The organism is Tateyamaria sp. (assembly GCF_039945315.1).
GTDB lineage: Bacteria > Pseudomonadota > Alphaproteobacteria > Rhodobacterales > Rhodobacteraceae > Tateyamaria.
In genome coordinates this window covers 113,711-135,434 of the sequence record NZ_JBDUXB010000062.1, presented here as the reverse complement: position 1 = coordinate 135,434, position 21,724 = coordinate 113,711, and the positions used below count along the sequence as shown (strand labels likewise).

Below are 21,724 nucleotides of genomic sequence, written 5' to 3'. Positions count from 1 at the left end.
CGATTTCAGGAATCGGGCGGATGGCGCGGTCGATGACGTCGCCCGCATCGCCTATTTCAACAACCACTTGTCTGCTGTGCGCAATGCCACCGGCAAAGGTGTCCCGGTCAAAGGTTAAATGGTGTGGTCTCTGCTCGACAATTACGAATGGCCGCTGGGCTATGAAAAACGGTTCGGCATGGTGCACGTGGATTTCAAAACGCTGGAACAGATCCCAAAGGCAAGCTGGAATGAAAGAGGTGCTGGCGGGGTAGGGCTCTCACGGCAAACGCTGCGGCTAAACGCTGCGAATTTCTAACGGGCTGCCCTAGGTCCAAACGTGTTTGTGTGCCAATTTGCAAAACGCGTTTGCAGGACAAAGAGAAAAGAAATGATCTACCATGCACAGTGTTCGTTTGGAGCGGTAAAACTAGAGGCGGAGGGCGAGCCTCTGGTTCAGTGTTACTGTCATTGTAACTCGTGCCGGAGTCGCACCGGCAGCCCGATAAGTGCGCCGGTTCTTTGGCCCAGAACCCAAGTTCGCTTTACGTCCGGCAAGGACAAACTCAGGCGCTACTTAAAAAACAATCTGCCCGAAGGGGGCGTCTATTCATGCGAGGTGTGCAACGGCCTGGTTGGGGTGGATTTGGCTGGTGCCGGGTTGTTCGATATATTCGCGGGTCTCTTGTCTGATCTCGACTTCAAGCCATCCGTGCATCTCAACTATGAAAATGCGGTGCTCCCCATTCGAGACGGCTTGCCCAAATTGAAAGACATGCCCGAAGACTGGGGAGGCAGCGGCGAATTCCTCGCCGAGTGATAGCTGGAACCGGAACAGGTTGGTTGCCCAAATCAACCCATTCGCTAGGGTTGTTGCACAACCGGACCCAACGTTTGCCAAAGGATAAGCTGATGCTTCGATCTCTCACACTGAGCGTGATTATGTTGGCGAGCCCTGCCATGAGCGAAAATGCTCCCTCGTTTGATTGCGCCAAAGCCGAAAGTTCAACAGAGACGCTGATTTGCGAGAATACGGAACTGGCACGATTGGATCGCCTTATCGCCGCGCGCTATGCAGCGGCTGTCAAAGCGATCAGGGAACTCGATACGGGCAGCAGTCAGGCAGAAAAGGATTTGCGCGCCACACAACGGGGCTTGATCAAGGGCAGAGACGAATGTTGGAAATCCGACGACCCAACCGACTGCATCCGCGCGGCTTATCTGCGCCGCGAGGGGGAATTGGTGGGCCAGTGGTTGCTTGAAGAACCGTCAGCCATCGTCATTTGGACCTGTGATGGAAATCCAGCCAACGAGGTCGTGACATACTTTTTCGATACCGAAGTCCCCAGTGTTCGCTTTGAACGAGGGGACAGCATCGATACGGGCCAGTTGGTCCGAACAGCTTCGGGTTCTGCGTACGAAGGCAGCTTTGGACGGTCTATTTGGACCAAAGGGGACGTGGCCACATACAAAGACCCCGATCCAAACGGTCAAAGCTACAGTTGCGTGCGCGCGACACAGTAACAGTTTCCGCGCTCAACAAACGGGTTTCAGTAGCATCAATATGGAACTGGGCCGCTTGAAAACCCCTCGCATAAAACAAAACAGGCGGCCTCTTTTACAAAGCGACCGCCTGTTCAAAATCAGTTTAGTTGACCGTCACCATCCTTGTCGGCGGTAGAGAAGTCTTCTTGCATCTGTTTAGAAAATTCCGCCTCCGACACAGAACCGTCTCCGTCGTCGTCCAGAATTTTAAATGCATCGCCGACCACATGGTCGTCCACTTCATCCGGCGACAACGCGCCATCGCCATCGGTATCCATCTTTTTGAAAGCGAATACGGTAAAATCTGAATACTCACTCTGAGAGATCGCGCCGTCGCCATCCTTGTCCAGAGCATTTAGATGGCTTTCATTCAGGCCAGACTGCTGCGCGAATGAAGCCGTGGCAAACGAAGCAACCAGACACGCCGCTATTGTTCTAGAAATCATGATCATCCCCTTCTTAGCAGGCATATGCTTGACCAGCGAGAGCACCTGCACCTGCACCACTTGCTGTAAAGATGTCTCGCCCAGTGCCGCCACCGAACTGGTTGCCAATTGCCCCACCAATCAAGGCACCACCAATCGTTCCCGTGGCGCACGCAATATTGTGCTGGCGTTGAGCTTGTTGTTGTGGTGTCGCGGCTGGCGCGCAGGCTTGCAGAATAACTGCGCAGCACAGCGCACTTGCTGTGTATATCTTCTTCATGCTCTTTCCTTTCTGCATTGGTTCGATCTTGCCTTGATCAAACACTGTCCTAGCCATGATGCCATGCTGCATAGAGCACATGGATTGATCAAGCTAAGATATCGTGCCCCTTAGCTTGCGAGGAGCAAGGCGAGACATCGCACAAGCGCGTTTTGGGTCGAATCCGATCCCTACATCCAACGCCTTGGGTCCACCGCTTCACCCGTTCGCGTGCTTTCCTGAGCGGCAAGCCCAAGAGCGACCGCTGCCCAACCATCACTGAGCGACACCTCGGGTTTGTCCGCCTCGCCTCTCACCAACGCCACAAACCGCTGATGTTGATAAAACGTCGATCCATTGTGATCCCCCGCATCCAGAAGTGCGGGATCAACAGGAATGTCATGCGTAACCGGCCCCTGCGGTGACCGAGGAGATGTCACCAGTTTGGCCACCGGAGCCGGACCCAGATGGGCAGGCCAGAACCGACCCGGACCGGGCACAAAGGCTTCGATCTTGCCCGCCGGGCCGACGGCAGACAGTTCCTCCTGATAGGCGGCGCCTTCGGCGAACATGCACAACTCCAGCATCGCCCGCGTGCCGCCCTCGAAATCCACAATGACATAGCCACTGTCGATGATGTCGGGCGTCTCGCCGTCATAAGTCTCGTCCAGATGGTTCACCGCTTGGGCGGCTGAGGCCATGACCCGTACCGGATCTGCCCCCAGCGTGTGGCGCATCAGATCAAAGAAGTGGCAGCATTTTTCGACAAACGTCCCACCCGTGAACCGATTGAACCGGTTCCAGTCGCCGACCTTTTCAAGGAAGGGAAAACGGTGTTCGCGGATCGAGAGTTGCTTGATCCCGCCCGTGGCCTCGGCGGCATGGGTCAGAAAGCTGCTGATCACAGGCATGTAACGGTATTCCATCGCGACCCAGACAGGGGCAGGGTAGGCGTCGCGGAATGCAGCCAGCTTGGCCACGTCGTTTGGATCTGTGAACAGCGGTTTCTCGACCAGCAAGGGCAAGGGGCGCGTCGCCGCAATCTCTTCCAGTTGTTCCACATGGCGAAAGTTCGGACTGACGATGAGAACGCAATCCAACGCCTCAACGGCGAGCAATGCGGCGACGCTGTCGACCAGTATGGCATCCGGCGCAATCGCGTGGGCCTTGGCGGCCATGTCGGCATCAGGCTCAAAGATCGCAGTCACAGCCGTGTCGGGCAGCAGCGCGATGTTGCGCAGGTGTTCCTGACCCATCATGCCGCATCCAATGATGCCGTAATTCACAAGTTGTGCCATAGGGCCGTTCCTTACTTCAGTCGTTGCACATAGACCGCCCGCGCGGGGTCAAACCATGTGCGTGAAAATTCGATGGCATCGGGGCGGTCCGACCAGCTAAGCCGTTCGATATACCCAACCGTATCGCCCGGGCGAGGGGCGTAGGTGTCCGGGGCCCAGTCCGGAACGGCACTCAGGCTCATCCGGTCCTCGGCCCGCAAAATCCAAAGACCCAGCGCCTTGCGATATGTGGCATAGAGCGATTCGGAAATCATTGTTTCTTCGATCACACCTGCATCCGCATCCAGCCAAATCTCTTCCACCGCGATGATTGTGTCATTCAACGTGCGCAAACGGCGGATGCGCGTGCCGCGTTGCGAAGTGCCAAAACCGGGCAAATCGCGAGGCTTCTCCGTATGATCCAGCGACAGAACCTCGGCGCGGGGCAACCCGCCACCTTCCAGCAACTCAAGGCGAAACATCGCATAGACGGTGCCCGTATCCCCGCTGCTGCGCACATAGTTGCCAGACCCCTGAACTGCTTCGATCAACCCCTTTTCGCCCATGTCCCGCAGGGCCTTGCGCAATGTCCCGACGCTGACACCCAACTCGGTCGCCATTTCGCGTTCGGGCTTCAGACGCTCGCCGTCAATCAGCCGCCCGGCGACGATATCGCGCGTCAACAGCTCGGCGATCTGCACATAGATCGGCAGCGCATGAGGGGAGGTTTTGGTCTGGGCCACGGGGACCTTTCTCATTGCAGACGTGAAAATTGATACACCATTGATCTACATCAATGACACGTGTTAGCAAGAGGGAAGTCAGACCACAAGCAAGGCCACGCGAGATATGACAATCGTCCCCATCACATCCCCTGATCTCGACGCGGCAGAAGTGTCATGGTTCTCAGCCCTCTGCTCGGACGATTACCAGTTTCTGGGCGTGCCCGATGGCGATCTTCGGTCCAGCTGGGCGCATTGCTCGGACATCGTGAAAGAGGCCGAGGCGCAAGGGTTTCGCAACATCCTGTGCCCCTCGTCCTATCAGGTCGGGCAGGACACGCTGTCCTTCGTGGCCGGATGCGCGCCGATTACATCCAAGATCAACCTGCTTGCGGCGGTGCGCTGCGGCGAGGTGCAGCCCATCATGTTGGCGCGCACCATCTCAACGCTCGATCACATGCTCGAAGGGCGGCTGACGGTTAACATCATCTCGTCCGACTTCCCCGGCGAAAAGGAAGAAAGCGACTACCGCTACCAGCGCTCGCGCGAAGTCGTGGAAATCCTCAAACAGGCCTGGACGCGGGACGAGATCAATTACGAAGGCGAAGTCTATAACTTCAAAGGCCTCACCACCGATCCGGTGCGCCCCTACCAAACGGGCGGGCCACTATTGTACTTTGGGGGGTATTCACCCTCCGCTCTCGAACTGTGCGGCCAACATTGCGACGTCTACCTAATGTGGCCTGAGCCCAAGGAAAACCTTGCAGGCCGGATGCGCGATGTGAATGCCGTGGCCACAAGATACAACCGGACGCTGGATTACGGCCTGCGCGTGCACATGATCGTGCGCGACACCGAAGCCGAAGCGCGCGAGTACGCAGATTACATCGTGTCCAAACTCGATGACGAATACGGGCAGTTGATCCGCGAACGCGGGCTCGACTCTGGCTCTCTCGGCGTGGCGCATCAGGCCAAGGCGCGGGAGTTGGCGGACAAATTCGGCTATGTCGAACCGGGGCTTTGGACTGGGGTAGGACGGGCACGATCAGGCTGCGGTGCGGCCCTCGTCGGGTCCACCGATCAGGTCATGTCCAAGATCGAAGACTACCAGAAAATGGGCATCCGGGCTTTCATCTTCTCGGGCTACCCACACCTCGAAGAAGCAAAACATTTCGGCGCACGCGTCATGCCGCACTTGAAAACCTGCTCGCTGCCCCATGCTTATGGCAGGGTGCCCGCAAGTGCACCCAAAACACCCCTCGCCGCAGGAGAGCGCCGCTAATGGAACGCGTCCAACTGACCAACAACCTGACCCTATCGCGCATCGTCTACGGCATGTGGCGTTTGGGCGATGACACTGACACCTCGACGGCCCACGTACAGGCCAAAATCCACGCCTGCCTTGATCAAGGAATCACGACCTTTGATCAGGCCGACATCTATGGCGGCTATGTCGCCGAGGCCATTCTCGGCCAAGCACTAAAGGCCGACAGCAGTCTGCGGGCGCAGATGGAGATCGTGACCAAGTGCGATATCGTGGCCCCCGTGGGTCGTTACGAAAACGCGCCGGTCAAATACTACGACACCAGCCGTGCGCATATCATGTCCAGCATCGATCACTCGCTGCGGGACATGGGCATAGACCATATCGACGTGCTGCTGATCCACCGTCCAGACCCGTTCATGGACCACCATGAAACCGGAGCTGCGCTGGATGAGGCGGTGAAATCGGGCAAGGTCGGCGCAGTCGGCGTGTCGAACTTCCGCCCCTATGATTGGGAATTGTTGCAATCGGCGATGAAAACGCCGCTGGTCACTAACCAGATCGAAATGAGCCTGGGAGAAATCAACCCGTTCACCAACGGCGACCTCGCCTTTCACCAGCGCCACGGGCATCATCTGATGGCGTGGTCGCCCTTGGGCGGCGGTGGGTTGATGTCGGGCACTGACAAACTGCACAGCGTCATGGATGAACTGGCCGAGGCAAATGGGGTCGACCGCGCCGCTATCGCCGTGGCTTTCCTGCTGGCGCACCCCGCCAAAATTCTGCCCGTCATGGGCACCAACAATCTGGACCGGATCAAGCGGATCGGTGACGCGACCAAAGTCACACTGGATCGGCCCACATGGTTCCGCCTTTATGAGGCAGCTCTTGGACACGAGGTGGCATGATGACAATGCAAGACCCCAGCCAACCCACGAATTTCACGCCCGACGAAAGCTCTGGGCGTCAGCTGCGCGACGCTTTCGGTAAATTCGCAACCGGGATCACTGTGATCACTGCGGCCAGCACAGACGGGCCTGTGGCAATCGTCGCCAACAGCTTTTCCTCAGTCTCGCTCGACCCGGCCCTTGTGCTTTGGTCCGTGGACCGCGCCGCGCGCCGTTTTCCATATTTTGACGCCGCTGATCACTACGCCATCCACGTGCTGGCGGCAGAACAGCAGGATCTGTGCACACAAGTCGCGCGCAACGCACACGCCTTGCAGGACATCGCACATGCCGTGAACGCGGACGGCGTTCCGCTGATGGACCATTGCCTCGCGCGCTTTGAGTGCCGCAGGGTGGCGGCACATGATGCTGGCGATCACGTGATTGTCGTGGGGCAAGTTCAGCGGACACAAATGCGCGACGGCGCACCGCTCACCTTCTTCGGTGGAGGCTTTGGAACACTGGCAGACTAACGCCAGCACTAAAAAAAACGCACCGCCTTAAAACGCGGGCACATGAAAGAATTGCGCGGGAAAACCGCGCACACTCGGCACCGACGGATCAAAACCGGCGGGCCACGACAAAAGGGAGGGCCCTCATGGGCTTACTGCTGGCGGTGCTTGCACCGATGGGGGCTGTGATTGGCTTCGTGCTCAAGATTGGGCGCGCAATCGGTATTGTCGCAATTGCGGTGATGGTGGTGGCCATCCTCATTCAAGTCGTAGCGCGTTACGTCTTCAACAACGCGCTCCCTTGGCCGGACGAGGCTGCGCGCTTTTGCATGCTTTGGATGACCGGCCTGATGGCCCCGACAGCGTTCCGGCGCGGTGGGTTTGTGGCCCTCGACATGATTTCAGGGTTCATGTCAGACCGGGTTGCTGCCGTTTTGTCCCTGATCCTGCTCCTGGTTTCGGTTCTGATCCTTTTTGTCGCCGTGCAAATCGGATGGAGCGAAGTCACAGGCTTTGGCGGGCGTTTCGCCACCGCCTCACTTTACCTGCCAACCTTTGACGGCTGGTTCCGCGTTCCACGCAGCTGGATGATGTTGTCGCTGCTGGTCGGGGTTGTTTTGCTGTTCGTCGTGAACATCGAGCTCATCCTGCGCAGCCTTGTGACGATGATGGGGGGCGGGGATCGCCTGCCGCAACTTGATATGGGCGACATGGCCGCGGGGAGCGAATGACATGCTGATTTGGTTCTTGCCGCTTTTCCTTCTGTTCCTTCTGATCGGTCTGCCGGTGTTCTTTGGCCTTTTGGCAGCACCCGGTTTGCTGCTTTGGCTCAATGGGCAGGAAAAGGACATCACCCTCCTTTACCGCAATGTTTACAACGGCATGGACAGCTTTCCGCTGATGGCCATTCCTTTCTTCATGCTTGCCGGTGAGATGATGAACAAGGGCGGGATCACCATCCGGCTCGTTCAGTTTTCCCAAGCGCTCATGGGCCACCTGCGTGGCGGTCTGGCGCAGGTGAACGTGCTGAGTTCTATACTGTTCGCAGGGCTCTCCGGGTCCGCCGTGGCCGACACATCTGCTTTGGGTTCCATGCTGGTGCCCGCGATGGAGAAAGAGGGCTACACACGTCGCTACGCCGCTGCGATCACCGCAGCCAGTTCCGTCATCGGGCCGATCATTCCGCCATCGGGCATCATGATCATCTACGCCTACGTGATGGGCGAAAGCGTCGCCGCGTTGTTCCTTGCGGGCATCGTACCCGGCATCCTCGTTGGTGTTGGCCTGATGGTGATGATCCGCATGACAGCCGATCGCTACGACCTGCCCGCCGCCAAGCGGGTAGAGTTCGACGGGGTAGAACTCAAACCACTGGAAAAGTGGACCTCCTTCGTGCTCGTTCGCTTGAACATTGGCCTCTTGATCTGGGCCGTTGCCCCGCTGCCCGCTGGTTCGGCGGCGATGCAGTGGGCCACTCTCGCAGGCTCCATCGCGGTTGCTCACGCGCTGATGCTGGCCCTGCGCACCATGGTCAGTTCCGAATTTCGCACGATCTGCAAACGGGCCATCGTGCCTTTGCAAACGCCTGTGCTGATCCTCGGCGGTATCCTTGGGGGTGTTTTCACACCGACGGAGGCCGCTGCGGTGGCCGTGGCCTACGCCGTCTTTGTCGCATTCTTCGTGCTGCGGACTATGTCGATGCGTGATCTTCCGGATATCCTCAGCCGGGCGGGTCTGACCTCTGCCATCGTTCTGCTGCTGGTGGGCGCGGCCATGGCGTTCAAAACGGTGGTGTCGTTGTCCTACGCGCCGCAGATCCTCGCGGACTACATCCTCACCCTTTCGGAAAACCCGCTGATCCTGCTGTTCCTGATCAACCTGCTGCTGTTCATTGTCGGCATGTTCCTCGACGCAGGCCCGGCGATTATCATCCTCGGGCCGATCCTTGCGCCGATCTTTACCGATCTGGGCGTCGATCCTATCCACTTTGCCATCATCATGAGCGTCAACCTCACCGTTGGCCTCGCCACGCCGCCCATGGGGCTGGTGCTCTTCGTGGCTGCTGCTGTCAGTCAGGAAAAAGTAGAAACGATTGCAAAGGCTATTCTGCCTTTCCTTGCGGTCGAAATTGCTGTCATCTTCCTGATTACATACGTGCCGGCCATTTCCATGACCATTCCCCGCCTGACGGGGTTCGTAAACTAAATGATTGAGACATAACGGGAGGAACCAAATAGATGCTCAACACAACCCTCAAAACCCTCACGGCAGCCGCACTTGTTGCGGGCTCTGCCATGATGGCGACTGCGCAGGAGTACACGATCCGCGCAACTGCCAACTCGAACGAGAATGACGAAGACTATGACGGCCTTGTCGTCTTCAAGAACTATGTCGAAGCGGCCTCTAACGGCGCCATCGCCGTGGAGCTGTTCATCGGCACGCAATTGTGTAGCAACGGTGCGGAATGCCTGCAGGGCGTCGCGGACGGTTCGATTGACGTCTATATCTCCACCTCCGGCGGAGCGTCGGGCATCTTCCCCTATGTGCAGGTTCTGGATCTGCCCTACCTGATGGCGGACGACCGCATTGCGGAGCATGTGCTGCAAGGTGACTTCGTACGTACGATGCGCAACATGGCGCTGGAAGACTCCGGTGACGCGATCCGCCTGATGACCATCGGCAACACCGGCGGCTGGCGCAACTTTGCCAATACGCAACGCCGTGTGGCTGAACCTTCGGACATGGACGGGCTGAAAATCCGCACCGTGGTCGCTGACCTGCCACAGGAACTGGTCAAGGCACTAGGCGCGTCCCCAACGCCGATCCCATGGCCTGAACTGTTCACATCGTTCCAGACGGGCGTTGTGGAAGGGTCCAAGAACGGGATCACCGACATCATGGGCATGAAATTCCCAGATGCGGGCCTGCAGTACGTGACACTGGACGGGCACGCTTACATGGGCGCCCTGTGGTGGATGAGCAACCAGAACTTCATGGCGATGCCTGAAGACATGCGCCGCGTCGTGGTTGACGGCTTCTATGCCTTGCAACAGGCCACATTCGCCTCGCCCAAGCGCAAGTCGATCGCTGCATACGAAGAGTTCGTAGCTGGTGGTGGTGATCTGTATGTGCCGACACCCGAGCAAAAGGCGGCCTTCGCGGCAGCGGCGGCACCGGTCAATGACTGGTTCAAAGGCAACGTGGCGCGTGGGGAAGAGATCCTAACAGCGCTGCAAACGGCCGTTGCCGAAGCAGAGGCGGACGTGAATGCGGCCCGCGACGCCGATCTGAAGTAAATGGGTGGGCATATTGCCCAGCCAACGAAAGGCCGCTCCGGTTCGGGGCGGCCTTTTTCTTTGTCGGCATTGCTGGACAAACGGCCCACCCGTCTTGGCCGCCCAAACTGTACAGGCCTCCGATTGGACATAGCCGCAATACTTACACATCGTTAGGGTGATTTATTGTTAGCCCCATTCAGGGCTTTTAGGTTGGACTTGACGACACCAACATTAGCCAAGGTCTGCACGCTGCATGAAGAACTAGAAGATCTTCGCGAAATGGGCGCAGGCCGCGCCGGGCATCGGCTGATAATTTCAATCGTAGGTGGTTCGGTTGCTAGAGCGCGTCTGTAAGGGCAAATTTTGAATGTGGGTGCCGAATGGCAAACTATCTTTGATGGCGGATTTCCCGAATTCGATACGCGCTACGAGAAGGAGACCGATGATGGAGCCGTCATCGAGATCATCAACTACAGATCACGCCACGGTCCGGAAAAGGTGCTTGATGCTGTGGCGCGCGGCGAAGAGGCAGGTCCGGCTATCTACTAAAGGCGGACCGAAACTCGGCTGGAAACGGGTGATTTGCGATAGGACTGGGTGGATTGAGCATTTTATGTTGGTGTCGGTCTGTGGTTTCAACAATCGGTCCAGATTACGCGTTTCGAATTGACCTGATTTTACCGTATCTTGGAACGGTGAGCATCTTCACCCCAGAATGAAGTCACCCTCATCTCTACTGTGACCTGTGAGAATGACTGCCTATTGCGCTGCAGCATATAGATCTTCCTTCATGCCACACTTTCGAGCTGCGAGCGCGTGCAGCGTTAAATCACAATGACCGAGTTGGGCTCAAAGCCAAAGTCGGCCATGATTTGGTCCTTTCCTGAATTGGAGCCTAAAATGAAGATAATGCAAATTACCGCAAGTGCCTGTATCGCCGCAATGAGTTTTGCGATGCCAGCAAACGCCGCAGACCCCATTCCGGGCTCGGAAGACGGGTTTGCTGTATACGGTTCACCAGTTGAAGGTTGGAACATCTTTATCGATGCAGAGCGCCAAGCTTGTTTGATTGAACGCACAGATGACTTTGGACATGCCATCCAGCTTGGTCTTAAACCAAACAAAAAACATGCGTATATCGGCGTATTCACGTTGGCCGATGTAGATATCAAGAACCGCCAGAAGGTCGAAATTGATATCAATGGTTTTGTATTCGACGGCCGGGCACGCGGTATGAAAAGCAAAGAACTGCGTGGTGATTACAAGGGTGCCTACTTTGTCATCAAGGACGACAATATGGTAAACGCTATCATGCAGGAGGGAACACTAACCGCATTCCCCAAAAAATCAAAGCAACCAATCAAGGTTGATTTGACAGGTGTTAGCGCAGCCGTCGAAGAGGCACGTAAGTGTAACGATGGCATATCAGGCTAAACGCCTGACGACCTGCGAAGCGGATGTATTGTTCCTGTGCATGCCAATTGCACATTTCAACGCCTTGAACAGCCGTTTGGATTAAGGAAAAAGGCAAACGCTTCGGAGCCGCAGATTTGAACCCCGCAGTTTTGCGGGGTTCTTTTTTTGAGTGTTTGGGCCCCAAGCTGCCGTTCGGCGCCTTTCTCAAAACCAATCTCCAGCAACCAAGCAGCCGGGCCGATCAGATCCGCAACACCCTCTTGGGAAATATTCTAAACAATTGCTTAAGTCGTCTGCGTAACCCACCGAAACGCGTGCCACACGCAAGCTGTCCAAGCGTGGGAAACCTAAATGTGTTTGCCCCTTCGGATCGAGGCGGCATGCCGAGCTGCAGCCCAGACGCGGATCCGTTCCATCAAATGGTTGACCCCAATGGCGAGCAACACTGCCGCAACAAGACCCCAAAACGCCCAGATGACCACCAACACCCAAGTGATGTTGACGCCGAACATGGCGATGCAGGCATTGGTGTAATTGGGCGCTCGACCCACAGGTTTGTTGTTCATGACGGCCTCGGACATGATGCAGACATCTTAAGTTATAATGTCGAGGCCTCCGCTGTCAGCCTTTTTGCGCATCCTTCATGGCATCGGGAAGGACCTCTGCAAGAATGTCGAGATCACGTTTCGTGCCGCAGCTAATGCGAATGCAGCGATTCTGGGGGGCGGCAAAGGGCATGCGTACGAACACACCGCGTGCGATCAATCCATCCAGAATTGCCTTGGCATACGCGCCGTCTTGTCCGCAATCAATCGCGACAAAGTTTGTTGCAGATGGCAGGGGGGTGAGCCCGTTGTGCTGCGCGATCTCGGCTATGCGGGCGCGCGCGGCGGCAACTTGTTCGCGGACCTGTTCGAGGTAGGCATGATCTGCCAATGCAGCCAGCGCACCGACTTGCGCTGCGCGGTTCATCCCGAAATGGTTGCGCACTTTATTGAACGCATCAATGAGGTCAGGTGCTCCAATGGCGTACCCGACCCGGGCGCCGGCCAGCCCATAAACCTTGGAGAAGGTCCGCAGCCTGATCACCCGCGGGTCGTCGGCCGGTATGTCGGGTGCGGTGCCGGCTGGCGCGCACTCGATATACGCCTCGTCCAGTACCAACAGACAGTCTTCGGGTAGGTCATCCAGCGCACGTTCAAGGACTTCGCCATTGTGCCACGTGCCCATCGGATTGTCTGGATTGGCAAGGTAAACGAGCTTGGCTCCGGTGGTGCGCGCTTTGGCGAACAGGGCGCGGGGGTCTTCGTGATCGTTTGTGTAAGGCACCTTGTGCAATTCGCCGCCGTAGCCTGCGACGTGGTAGTTAAAGGTAGGATAGGCTCCTTCAGAGGTCACAACTGCGTCGCCCGGTCCGACAAACAGGCGCACCAGATATCCCAAGAGGCCATCAATGCCTTCGCCGATCATTATGTTGCCAGGGCTGACGTCTAGATGCGCGGCAAGGGCGGCGCGCAACTCAAAGCTTTCTGGATCGCCGTAATTCCAGAGATCCGATGCGGCCATTGCCTTCAGAGCGTTGGGGGACGGACCAAAGTTGCTCTCATTTGCACCAAGGCGCGCAAGGAATGGCGTGCCGAGCTGCCGTTCCTGAGTTTCGGGGCCGACGAAGGGCACGGTGGAAGGCAGGCTGGCGGCGAGGGCGGTCAGTCGAAGATCTGTCATGCCCTGAGGGGTAGCGTGGGTGTGCGCCGGGGGCAAGCACGCGCAAACGTTCAAATGCCGCAAGGTTTTACTGGATCGCACGGCAACCATAGGCTTGGGTAAGGTTGGAAAAGGAGAAAAGACCGATGATCGATCCGACCCGTGTGAGCGTCAACTACGAGAACCACATCGCCCACGTCCGACTGGTGCGCAGCGACAAGATGAATGCGGTGGATCAGGCGATGATCGACTCTCTGATTGTGGCGGGCGATGAGGTCGCTGCAAGTGATGCGCGGGCATGCGTCATTTCGGGCGAGGGCAGGGGATTTTGTGCTGGGATCGATATTGGCGGGCTTGGCGCGATGATCGGCAAAGATCCCAACGACTTGCTGATGCCGCGCACTCATGGGCAGGGCAAAACCAACCAGTGGCAAGAGGTTGCGATGGTGTGGACGCGTGTCCCCGTACCTGTGATCGCAGCGGTCCACGGTGTTTGCTATGGTGCGGGGATGCAACTGGCTCTGGGTGCGGACATTCGGATCGCAGCGCCTGATGCAAAGTTTGCGGTTATGGAGATGAAGTGGGGGATCGTGCCGGACATGGGGGGCATGGTCCTGCTACCGCGTCTGGTGCGCAGCGACGTCTTGCGGCGCCTGACCTATACTGCCGAGCCGATTGAAGCCAACCGCGCTGAGGCGTGGGGATTGATCACTGAGGTTGCCGATGACCCCGTCGAAAGTGCGATGGCTTTGGCCGAGAGCCTTGTACTCAAGTCCCCTTCAGCGTTGCGCGCTGCCAAGGCTCTGATCGCATACGCTGAAACGCATGATGCGGATGAAGTGCTCTTGGAGGAAAGCCGTGTGCAGGGCCAATTGCTGGGCAAACCTCACCAAATGGAAGTTGTTGCCGCAACTTTTCAGAAACGCGCTCCGGTGTTTGACTGATAGGGCGCACAAGTGAAGCGCTTAGCCGGCCATTGGGGATAGAGGCATGCGATTTTGGGGGCTCTGCCCCCGGCACTTCGTGCCTCCCCCGGGATTTTTCTGAATCAGAGAAGGGCTAGCCGAGTTCTTTGAGGCGGTTAAGTGCTTCGGTCAGCTTTGCCTCTTCCTCTTCGCGCAAACCGAGATTTGCTTTAGTTTCCTCAACCACTTCAGGCGGCGCGCTGGCGGCGAACTTGGGGTTTTTGAGGCGTCCGCGCAGGCCGCCCAATTCCTTACCCAATTTTCCAAGGGTTTTTTCAAGCCTTGCGATTTCTTCACCAACATCAATCACATCTGCCAGGGGCAAACCGAAGGTGCCGCCTGACACTGCGAGGGCAACTGTGCCTTTTGGGAACTCTTCCACTTCGCTTAGTCTTTCCAGACGCGCAAAACGTTTGATCAATGCCTCATTGCGATCGTAAGCGGCGCGCGCGTCCTGTTCCAACCCTTTGACCACCAGTGGAACGTAGGCGCCTGCAGGCACGTGCATTTGTGCACGCGCGGAACGGATGGATTCGATCAGTCGGATCACCCAGTTGAGTTCTGTGTCCGCCGCTGGATCGACCAGATCAGTGGTGTAGTCGGGCCAGTCAGCATGGATCAGTGACTTGGGACGCACTTTCTTGCCCCACAACTCTTCTGTGATGAATGGCATAATCGGGTGCAGAAGGATCAGGCATTGATCGAGCGCCCATGCGTAGGTGGCTTTGGTTTCAGCGATTTCCTCTTCCGTGCCTTCGTCAAAGATCGGCTTGGTAAATTCGAGGTACCAGTCGCAGAATGTGTTCCAGGTGAAGGCATAGAGGGCGTTTGCCGCGTCGTTGAATCGGTAGTCAGTGAGGGCGGCATCCACAGTTTCACGGGTCTTGGCTATCTCGCCCTTAATCCAGCGGTTCAGCGGGTGCTGTGTTTCGGGCACGGCGTCCATGTAAGCCACGTCAAATACGCCGCGCATATCTCCGTAGCTGGCCGCGTTCCACAGTTTGGTGCCAAAGTTCCGGTAACCAGCAATGCGCTGGGTGTCGAGTTTCAGGGCACCACCAAGCGAAGCCATCGCCGCATTTGTGAACCGCAACGCGTCGGCCCCGTATTCGTCAATCAGTTCAAGCGGGTCGATAACGTTGCCCGTGGATTTGGACATCTTCTTGCCCTTGGCGTCCCGGACCAGCCCGTGCAGATAGACGGTGTCGAAAGGGATTTGATCCACGACGGCCAACTGCATCATCATCATCCGCGCCACCCAAAAGAACAGGATGTCCTGACCCGTGATCAGGTCGGAGGTGGGGAAATATTTGGCAAGTTCGGGCGTGTCATCGGGCCAGCCGAGCGTGCCGATAGGCCATAGGCCGGACGAGAACCACGTATCGAGCACGTCCGGGTCGCGCCACAGCCGGATCGGTTGTCCGTTTTCCTGATATTCTAGGCTGATGGACTCCTGCGGTGTCTTGGCCTCTTCTTCGACGAAAAAGCCCCGCGCGCCGGTTTGAGGATAGTATTCCGCCGCAAGGTCCAGCGCTTCGTCTAAGCTGGCCGCACAGAAGTGCACTGGCTTGGTAATGTCCCATTCGTCCGATTCCGTGCCGTCGTCGTTGACGTTGTGGGTCACGCTGGGCCCGTACCAGACGGGGATCTGATGGCCCCACCACAGCTGGCGCGAGATGCACCAGGGTTCGATGTTTTCAAGCCAGTGGAAATAGGTCTTTTCCCCAGATTCCGGGATGATTTTGACGTCGCCGTTGCGCACGGCGTCAAGAGCAGGGCCGACGATCTGGTCCGTATCTACAAACCATTGGTCCGTCAGCAGGGGCTCAATTACCACTTTGGAGCGGTCGCCGAAGGGCTGCATGATCGGTTTGTTTTCAACATATGGGCGGGTTTGCGAGGTCTCGTTCCCGTCCTCATCCGTGGAGGTGACGGTTTCCATCACAGCCAGACCTTCGGCGGTGATGTCGGCGACAACGCGTTCGCGGGCTTCGAACCGATCCAGCCCGCGGTATTCGTCCGGAACGAGGTTCATGAGTGAAATCATGGTCTCGTCAAAGTCTTGCTCGCCATTCGCAATTTTCTGGGCCACTGCCGCTTCTTCGGCGTATGGTTTGCCGTCTTTGCGCATGTTGGCGCGGGGGTCCATCAGGTTGTACATCGGGATGTTGCCGCGCTTGGCCACCTGGTAGTCGTTAAAGTCGTGCGCGCCAGTGATCTTCACCGCGCCGCTTCCGAAATCGGGGTCGGGGTATTCGTCTGTGATGATCGGGATCAGGCGGCGATGTTCTTTGGGGCCAACGGGAATTTCACATAGTTTTCCAACGATTGTCGCGTAACGCTCATCCGACGGGTGAACGGCCACAGCCCCATCGCCCAGCATGGTTTCAGGCCGGGTTGTGGCGATTGAGATGTAGTCGCGGGTCTCTTCAAGTGTGACGTTTCCGTCCTCGTCTTTCTCAACGTAGGTGTAGGAGTCGCCCCCGGCGAGCGGGTATTTGAAGTGCCACATGTGTCCTGCAACTTCGATGTTCTCGACTTCGAGATCCGAGATCGCGGTTTCGAAATGTGGGTCCCAATTCACCAACCGCTTGCCGCGATAGATCAGGCCCTTGTTGAACATTTCGATGAACACTTTGATCACGGCGTCGTGGAAGTTGCCCTTGGCCACGTCCTCTGGTGCGCCCGGGGCGCCGGACATCGTAAAGGCCTCGCGGGACCAGTCGCAGGAGGCACCAAGCCGTTTGAGTTGGGATACAATAGTTCCGCCGCTTTCGGCCTTCCATTCCCAGACTTTCGCGGTGAAGGCTTCGCGCCCCAGTTCAGTGCGCGATGGTTCTTGGTTTTCAGCAAGACGCCGCTCGACCACCATTTGCGTAGCGATCCCGGCGTGATCCGTGCCTGGCTGCCAAAGCGTGTCAAAGCCGCGCATCCGATGCCAGCGCACAAGGATATCCTGCAACGTGTTGTTGAAGGCATGGCCCATATGTAACACGCCAGTGACGTTGGGGGGCGGGATCATCACGCAGTAGCTGGCCGCATCCGTGCGCGCGTTCGCTCCGGCGGCGAAACAGCCCCGTGCTTCCCAGTCCGCATAGATGCGTACCTCAACTTCGGCCGCGTTGAATTTTTCCAGTGCCATGGCGTTTGGCCCCCTTTGTCTCTTGGCCCGTGAGATAGCCGCGTGTCTTACTGAAGGAAAGGGGGGTTTTGGGTGTGGCAGCCTTGGGCTAGCGTGCTGCCATGAGCGATCTCACAAATGGGCCTTCACCGGGATTCTGGCGCATGTTGCGGCGCACGGGCGGGATCTTGCCCGTGTTTCTGGCCGTGTTCACGGTGATTTTTTCGCTGATCAGCATGAACGAAATGCGCAATGGGTTGGCATTTGCCTCTCGCGGCGTTGAAACGACAGGCGAAGTGATTGATCGCCAACAGCAGCGTGTCCGCCGCGATGATCGTTGGCAGATAGATTACTACCTGACTATGCGCTTTGAAGCGATGGATGAGGTCGTGGAAGTCCGGCAAGAGGTTCGGCAATATGTCTACGATACCTCGGACATCGGCTCGCTCAGAGATGTGCGCTACCTGCCAGAAGCACCGCGCAGGGTCGAGTTCGATATTGGGGAGACGATGAGGGATGGACGCACCATGCGATGGGTGTCCCTAGCCATTGGGATCGCGACGCTGGGGGTGTTGTGGTGGAAAGGGAGCAAGGCGGTTGATGCTATTCGGGCCCGAAAATTTGGAGCAGTTGAGCACGTCACAGTGACCGGTCTGCGCAAAGCGAGACACAAAAGCAGCACTGCATATGCGCTTGAATGGGTGGACAGTGAAGGGCGTGCGGGCAACAGCATGACCCGTGGTGCTCGGGCACCGTTTGAAGCCTATCCCGTCGGTACACAGGTCGAGGTGTTTCGGGGCGTCGCGGGGCGTATGTGGTGGGTTGGTGACGTTGGGCCTCGCAAGGTCGCTACAACCGTGCCGTCAGTCAGCAAACGTTAGTCGTATCTGGCTCTGGACACGGGATGCACATCCGCTACCTTCGCAGCCAACTGATGCCGCAGATTTTGCAGGAGCGCCCCCATGGACAAGTTCGGAAAAAGCCAACCCGTCACCCGCCGTGAAGACATTCGGTTTTTGACCGGTGAGGGACGGTATGTGGACGACATCGCACCTGAGGGCGCGTTGCAGTGCTTTGTATTCCGCTCTCCTGCTGCGCATGCAACGATCACCGACCTGGATGTGAGCGACGCCAAAGAGGCCGACGGTGTGCACGCGATCTACACGTTAGCTGATCTTGAGGCAGCTGGCATGAATGTTGGCATGGACGGGGCCACCATGAAAAACCGGGATGGGTCACAAGGGGCGGCCCCCGAACGCCCAATGCTGGCGCGCGATACAGTGCGCTTTGTCGGCGAACCGATTGCCATGGTCGTGGCTGACACGTTGGCACGGGCCCGCGATGCGGCAGAGATGATCATGCTGGATTACGACGATCTGCCCGCCAAGATGGACATGTCCGCCGGAGGCCAGACATTGCACGCCGAAGCGCCTGACAACGTCGCCTACGATTGGCACATGGGGGACAAAGACGCGACTGATGCTGCCTTTGACGCTGCGGCCCGCGTTGTCTCACTCGATGTGGGTGACAACCGGATTATCGTCAATTCGATGGAACCACGCGGCTGTTACGCTGAAATGGAAGGGGATCGCCTGCATATCGCGATCAACGGGCAGGGCGTTTGGGGCCCTAAGGGGCAATTGGCCAAAGCGTTGGACGTGGATGCCGAGATGATCCGGGTCACGAACCCGGATACGGGTGGCGGGTTTGGCATGAAGGGGATGATGTACCCCGAATACTTCGTTTTGGCGCACGCTGCACGCGACCTAAAACGCCCGGTGCGCTGGATGTCCGAACGCACCGAAGCGATGCTGAGTGACAATGCGGGCCGCGATCTGACCTCTCTGACCGAACTGGCGTTTGATGCGAACAACAAGATCACCGGCTACCGCGTCAAGACCGAGGCCAACATGGGCGCCTACAACTCGCAGTTTGCACAAGCTATTCAAACGCAGCTGTTTTCCCGAGTTTTGATGGGTGTCTACGACGTGCAGACCACCTACTTCCATTCGATTGGATACTATACCAACACCACACAAGTGGATGCTTATCGTGGTGCTGGGCGACCCGAAGCGATCTATATTCTCGAACGTGCCATGGATCGCGCCGCGCGTGAGTTGGGCGTCGACCCACTGGAATTGCGCCGCATCAACTTTATCAAACCCGAACAGTTTCCCTACGATACGACAACGGGCGAAACCTATGACGTGGGTGACTTTAACAAAGTGCTGACCCGGACCGAGTCCGAGGCGGACATCCCCGGATTTGCAGCGCGCAAGGCAGCCGATGCAGAAAAGGGCCTGCTGCGTGGTATGGGGCTTTGTTACTATATCGAAAGTATTCTGGGCGATCCTGCGGAAACGACCAAGGTTGAATACACCGATGAGGGCCGCGTGAACATTTATGTGGGCACACAATCAAACGGGCAGGGGCACGAAACTGTTTATACCCAGTTCCTGAGCGATCAGACTGGGATACCGGTCGATATGATCGACGTGGTCCAGGGGGACTCTGACCTGATCAAGACGGGCGGCGGCACTGGCGGCTCGCGTTCTGTTACGACACAGAACAACGCCACGCTGGCCACGATAAGCGCAATGACTGAGGCGTTCACCGCCTTTCTGGCCGACGAAATGGGTGTGCCCGCGTCCGAGATCACGTTTGACGATGAACGGTTCCGCGCCGATGGGTCGAACATGACGCCTACAATGCTGGAGGTAGCCGACATGGCCCGCGAGAAGGGCCGGGACGACCTGCTGGTCCACGAACGCCGCGTCGCACTGGAGGCGCGCAGCTTCCCCAACGGCTGTCATGTTTCGGAAGTTGTGATCGATCCGGATACCGGCGTGACAACTTGTGACCGTTACACAGTCGTGGATGATTTTGGTAATCTTATCAATCCGATGCTGGCCGAAGGTCAGGTGCATGGCGGGGTGGTTCAAGGCCTTGGTCAGGCGCTGACAGAGCATGTGATCTTTGATGAAGATGGCCAACTGCTCACAGCAACGTTCATGGACTATGCCTTGCCCCGCGCCGACGACGTACCCATGATTGGGTTTACGTCAGAACCGGTGCCATCCACAGCCAACATCATGGGCATGAAGGGTTGCGGCGAGGCCGGAACTGTCGGCGCGTTGGCGGCAGTCTCCAATGCGGTACAGGATGCGCTGTGGGAACGCGGCGTGCGGCAAGTGGATATGCCATTCACGCCGCTCAAGGTTTGGGAATTGCTAAAGGATGATGCAATCGCGGCTGAATAGGACCATTGCAAACTGGCTGAAAGGCCGGTTTGGCAGAGGCGCGGCCCAAGTAGATCCGCCTACCCGCGGACGAACCATCCATGTGATCATCATCGACGGTACTATGTCGTCTCTTGAACCGGGGGACGAAACGAATGCCGGGTTGTTGGCCAAACTGCTTGGTGAGGTCGGCAACGAGGTCTCACTGTATTACGAACCGGGCTTGCAGTGGTCCGAATGGCGCCGTGCCGGGGACGTGTTGTTTGGGCGAGGCATCAATCGCCAGATCAGGCGGGCCTATGGCTATCTGGCCTCACGCTATCGCCCTGGTGACAAGATTTACCTGTTTGGCTATTCGCGCGGCGCTTATGCGGTGCGATCACTGGCTGGGGTGATCGACCGCGTGGGGCTGTTGCGCAGCGATGCGGCGACCGTGCGAAATATTCGCGACGTGTATCGCCACTACGAATGTACGCCAGACGGGGATGCAGCACGCACTTTTGCGCGCAACAATTGTCATGAATCGATTGAGATCGAGATGATCGGGGCGTGGGACACGGTGAAGTCGCTCGGCCTGAACATGCCGTATCTGTGGCGCCTGAGCGCCCCGCGCCATGCGTTTCACAACCATGCGCTGGGCAAGTCGGTCAAGCGCGGCTTTCACGCGCTGGCCCGCAACGAGACCCGCGTGGCCTATGCCCCGATCATGTGGGACACATCAAAGGATTGGGACGGACATCTGGTTCAAATGTGGTTTCGTGGCACCCATGGTGACGTGGGCGGGCACCTGGCCGGGTTCAATGCGGCGCGCCCACTTTCCAATATTTCGTTTGTTTGGATGGTGGAGCAGGCCGAGGGATGTGATTTGCCTTTGCCATCGGGTTGGTCTGAGGGGATCGTTCAGGACCCCACCGCGCCTTCTACCGGTACATTTCGCGGGTTTGGCCGCTGGTTCATTACACGCAGGCCGCGCAAGGTGGGACTTGATCCATCAGAACGCGTGCATCCTTCAGTCGCGCAAGCGCCCGGACCCCAAAGCTGGTCGGATTGGATGTCAAAGCGACGGAACCGGGGGGCGGACGCTCTTTGAACACCGCCTTTGGCGTGTTCAAAAACGCCCCGCCCTCCGTC

21 protein-coding genes and 1 pseudogene are annotated in these 21,724 nt (G+C 57.7%); 15 read left to right on the top strand and 7 right to left on the bottom strand.

The genetic code is table 11. From position 1 onward, the window contains the following. Positions 1 to 22: 22 nt before the first annotated feature. The 3 genes and pseudogenes from ABJD00_RS21160 to ABJD00_RS21150 form a co-directional block, all read left to right on the top strand. Positions 23 to 298, top strand: a pseudogene (locus ABJD00_RS21160) (family 1 glycosylhydrolase); the annotation flags it as partial. Positions 299 to 370: 72 nt separating this feature from the next. Further along, entirely contained in the window at positions 371 to 799 is a 429-nt protein-coding gene (locus ABJD00_RS21155; protein ID WP_413830892.1) for a GFA family protein, read from the top strand. A gap of 92 nt (positions 800 to 891) precedes the next feature. Next, a complete protein-coding gene (locus tag ABJD00_RS21150) occupies positions 892 to 1,503 on the top strand; it encodes an MliC family protein (RefSeq protein ID WP_413830890.1) in 612 nt (203 codons plus the stop codon). A 119-nt stretch (positions 1,504 to 1,622) separates the two neighbouring features. On the opposite strand, the gene ABJD00_RS21145 is transcribed toward ABJD00_RS21150, so the two are convergent. The 4 genes from ABJD00_RS21145 to ABJD00_RS21130 all read right to left on the bottom strand — a co-directional run bounded on the left by ABJD00_RS21145 (position 1,623) and on the right by ABJD00_RS21130 (position 4,228). Further along, entirely contained in the window at positions 1,623 to 2,078 is a 456-nt protein-coding gene (locus tag ABJD00_RS21145; protein WP_413830888.1) for an EF-hand domain-containing protein, read from the bottom strand. Further along, positions 1,984 to 2,229, bottom strand: a complete 246-nt coding sequence (locus ABJD00_RS21140) for a glycine zipper 2TM domain-containing protein (RefSeq protein WP_413830925.1) — start codon at positions 2,227 to 2,229, stop codon at positions 1,984 to 1,986. Before ABJD00_RS21140 ends, ABJD00_RS21145 begins: the two co-directional genes overlap by 95 nt. Before the next feature lie 170 nt (positions 2,230 to 2,399). Then, on the bottom strand, positions 2,400 to 3,506 hold the full coding sequence (locus ABJD00_RS21135) for a Gfo/Idh/MocA family protein (protein WP_413830886.1): 1,107 nt from the start codon (positions 3,504 to 3,506) through the stop codon (positions 2,400 to 2,402). An 11-nt stretch (positions 3,507 to 3,517) separates the two neighbouring features. Beyond that, positions 3,518 to 4,228 (bottom strand): GntR family transcriptional regulator, encoded by a 711-nt coding sequence (locus ABJD00_RS21130; protein ID WP_413830884.1) that lies wholly within the window; start codon positions 4,226 to 4,228, stop codon positions 3,518 to 3,520. A gap of 106 nt (positions 4,229 to 4,334) precedes the next feature. On the opposite strand from ABJD00_RS21130, the gene ABJD00_RS21125 reads away from it, so the two are divergent. The 8 genes from ABJD00_RS21125 (at position 4,335) to ABJD00_RS21090 (ending at position 11,582) form a co-directional block, all read left to right on the top strand. Beyond that, on the top strand, positions 4,335 to 5,489 hold the full coding sequence (locus ABJD00_RS21125) for an LLM class flavin-dependent oxidoreductase (protein WP_413830882.1): 1,155 nt from the start codon (positions 4,335 to 4,337) through the stop codon (positions 5,487 to 5,489). Next, entirely contained in the window at positions 5,489 to 6,379 is an 891-nt protein-coding gene (locus ABJD00_RS21120; RefSeq protein ID WP_413830880.1) for an aldo/keto reductase, read from the top strand. Before ABJD00_RS21125 ends, ABJD00_RS21120 begins: the two co-directional genes overlap by 1 nt. After that, positions 6,379 to 6,891 carry a flavin reductase family protein gene (locus ABJD00_RS21115; RefSeq protein ID WP_413848712.1) on the top strand — a complete coding sequence of 171 codons (513 nt, stop codon included), beginning with the start codon at positions 6,379 to 6,381 and terminating at the stop codon, positions 6,889 to 6,891. Before ABJD00_RS21120 ends, ABJD00_RS21115 begins: the two co-directional genes overlap by 1 nt. Positions 6,892 to 7,016: 125 nt before the next feature. Continuing rightward, on the top strand, positions 7,017 to 7,601 hold the full coding sequence (locus tag ABJD00_RS21110; RefSeq protein ID WP_413830876.1) for a TRAP transporter small permease: 585 nt from the start codon (positions 7,017 to 7,019) through the stop codon (positions 7,599 to 7,601). 1 nt (position 7,602) lies between these two features. Beyond that, positions 7,603 to 9,075: a TRAP transporter large permease gene (locus ABJD00_RS21105; protein ID WP_413830874.1), complete on the top strand. Its 1,473-nt coding sequence runs from the start codon at positions 7,603 to 7,605 to the stop codon at positions 9,073 to 9,075. Positions 9,076 to 9,107: 32 nt separating this feature from the next. Then, on the top strand, positions 9,108 to 10,166 hold the full coding sequence (gene dctP, locus ABJD00_RS21100) for a TRAP transporter substrate-binding protein DctP (RefSeq protein WP_413830872.1): 1,059 nt from the start codon (positions 9,108 to 9,110) through the stop codon (positions 10,164 to 10,166). Positions 10,167 to 10,511: 345 nt separating this feature from the next. Then, complete coding sequence (locus tag ABJD00_RS21095) at positions 10,512 to 10,697, top strand: DUF3237 family protein (RefSeq protein ID WP_413830870.1); 186 nt, start codon at positions 10,512 to 10,514, stop codon at positions 10,695 to 10,697. Positions 10,698 to 11,048: 351 nt separating this feature from the next. Continuing rightward, a complete protein-coding gene (locus ABJD00_RS21090; protein ID WP_413830868.1) occupies positions 11,049 to 11,582 on the top strand; it encodes a hypothetical protein in 534 nt (177 codons plus the stop codon). A 329-nt stretch (positions 11,583 to 11,911) separates the two neighbouring features. On the opposite strand, the gene ABJD00_RS21085 is transcribed toward ABJD00_RS21090, so the two are convergent. Together ABJD00_RS21085 and ABJD00_RS21080 are read right to left on the bottom strand one after the other, a co-directional pair. After that, the gene (locus ABJD00_RS21085; protein ID WP_413830866.1) at positions 11,912 to 12,145 is read right to left on the bottom strand and encodes a hypothetical protein; all 234 of its coding nucleotides are present in this window, start codon (positions 12,143 to 12,145) and stop codon (positions 11,912 to 11,914) included. A 40-nt stretch (positions 12,146 to 12,185) separates the two neighbouring features. Further along, on the bottom strand, positions 12,186 to 13,289 hold the full coding sequence (locus ABJD00_RS21080) for a pyridoxal phosphate-dependent aminotransferase (RefSeq protein ID WP_413830864.1): 1,104 nt from the start codon (positions 13,287 to 13,289) through the stop codon (positions 12,186 to 12,188). A gap of 125 nt (positions 13,290 to 13,414) precedes the next feature. On the opposite strand from ABJD00_RS21080, the gene ABJD00_RS21075 reads away from it, so the two are divergent. Beyond that, positions 13,415 to 14,212 carry a crotonase/enoyl-CoA hydratase family protein gene (locus ABJD00_RS21075; protein WP_413830862.1) on the top strand — a complete coding sequence of 266 codons (798 nt, stop codon included), beginning with the start codon at positions 13,415 to 13,417 and terminating at the stop codon, positions 14,210 to 14,212. A 115-nt stretch (positions 14,213 to 14,327) separates the two neighbouring features. Here the strand turns inward: ABJD00_RS21075 and ABJD00_RS21070 are convergent, their stop codons facing one another. Then, a complete protein-coding gene (locus tag ABJD00_RS21070; RefSeq protein ID WP_413830860.1) occupies positions 14,328 to 17,375 on the bottom strand; it encodes a valine--tRNA ligase in 3,048 nt (1,015 codons plus the stop codon). Between the two features lie 101 nt (positions 17,376 to 17,476). Here ABJD00_RS21070 and ABJD00_RS21065 point away from each other — a divergent pair, with 101 nt between their 5' ends. The 3 genes from ABJD00_RS21065 to ABJD00_RS21055 all read left to right on the top strand — a co-directional run bounded on the left by ABJD00_RS21065 (position 17,477) and on the right by ABJD00_RS21055 (position 21,683). Continuing rightward, positions 17,477 to 18,235: a DUF3592 domain-containing protein gene (locus ABJD00_RS21065; RefSeq protein ID WP_413830858.1), complete on the top strand. Its 759-nt coding sequence runs from the start codon at positions 17,477 to 17,479 to the stop codon at positions 18,233 to 18,235. 81 nt (positions 18,236 to 18,316) lie between these two features. Next, positions 18,317 to 20,614: a xanthine dehydrogenase family protein molybdopterin-binding subunit gene (locus ABJD00_RS21060; RefSeq protein WP_413830856.1), complete on the top strand. Its 2,298-nt coding sequence runs from the start codon at positions 18,317 to 18,319 to the stop codon at positions 20,612 to 20,614. Then, positions 20,592 to 21,683, top strand: a complete 1,092-nt coding sequence (locus tag ABJD00_RS21055; RefSeq protein WP_413830854.1) for a DUF2235 domain-containing protein — start codon at positions 20,592 to 20,594, stop codon at positions 21,681 to 21,683. Before ABJD00_RS21060 ends, ABJD00_RS21055 begins: the two co-directional genes overlap by 23 nt. Positions 21,684 to 21,724 lie beyond the last annotated feature (41 nt).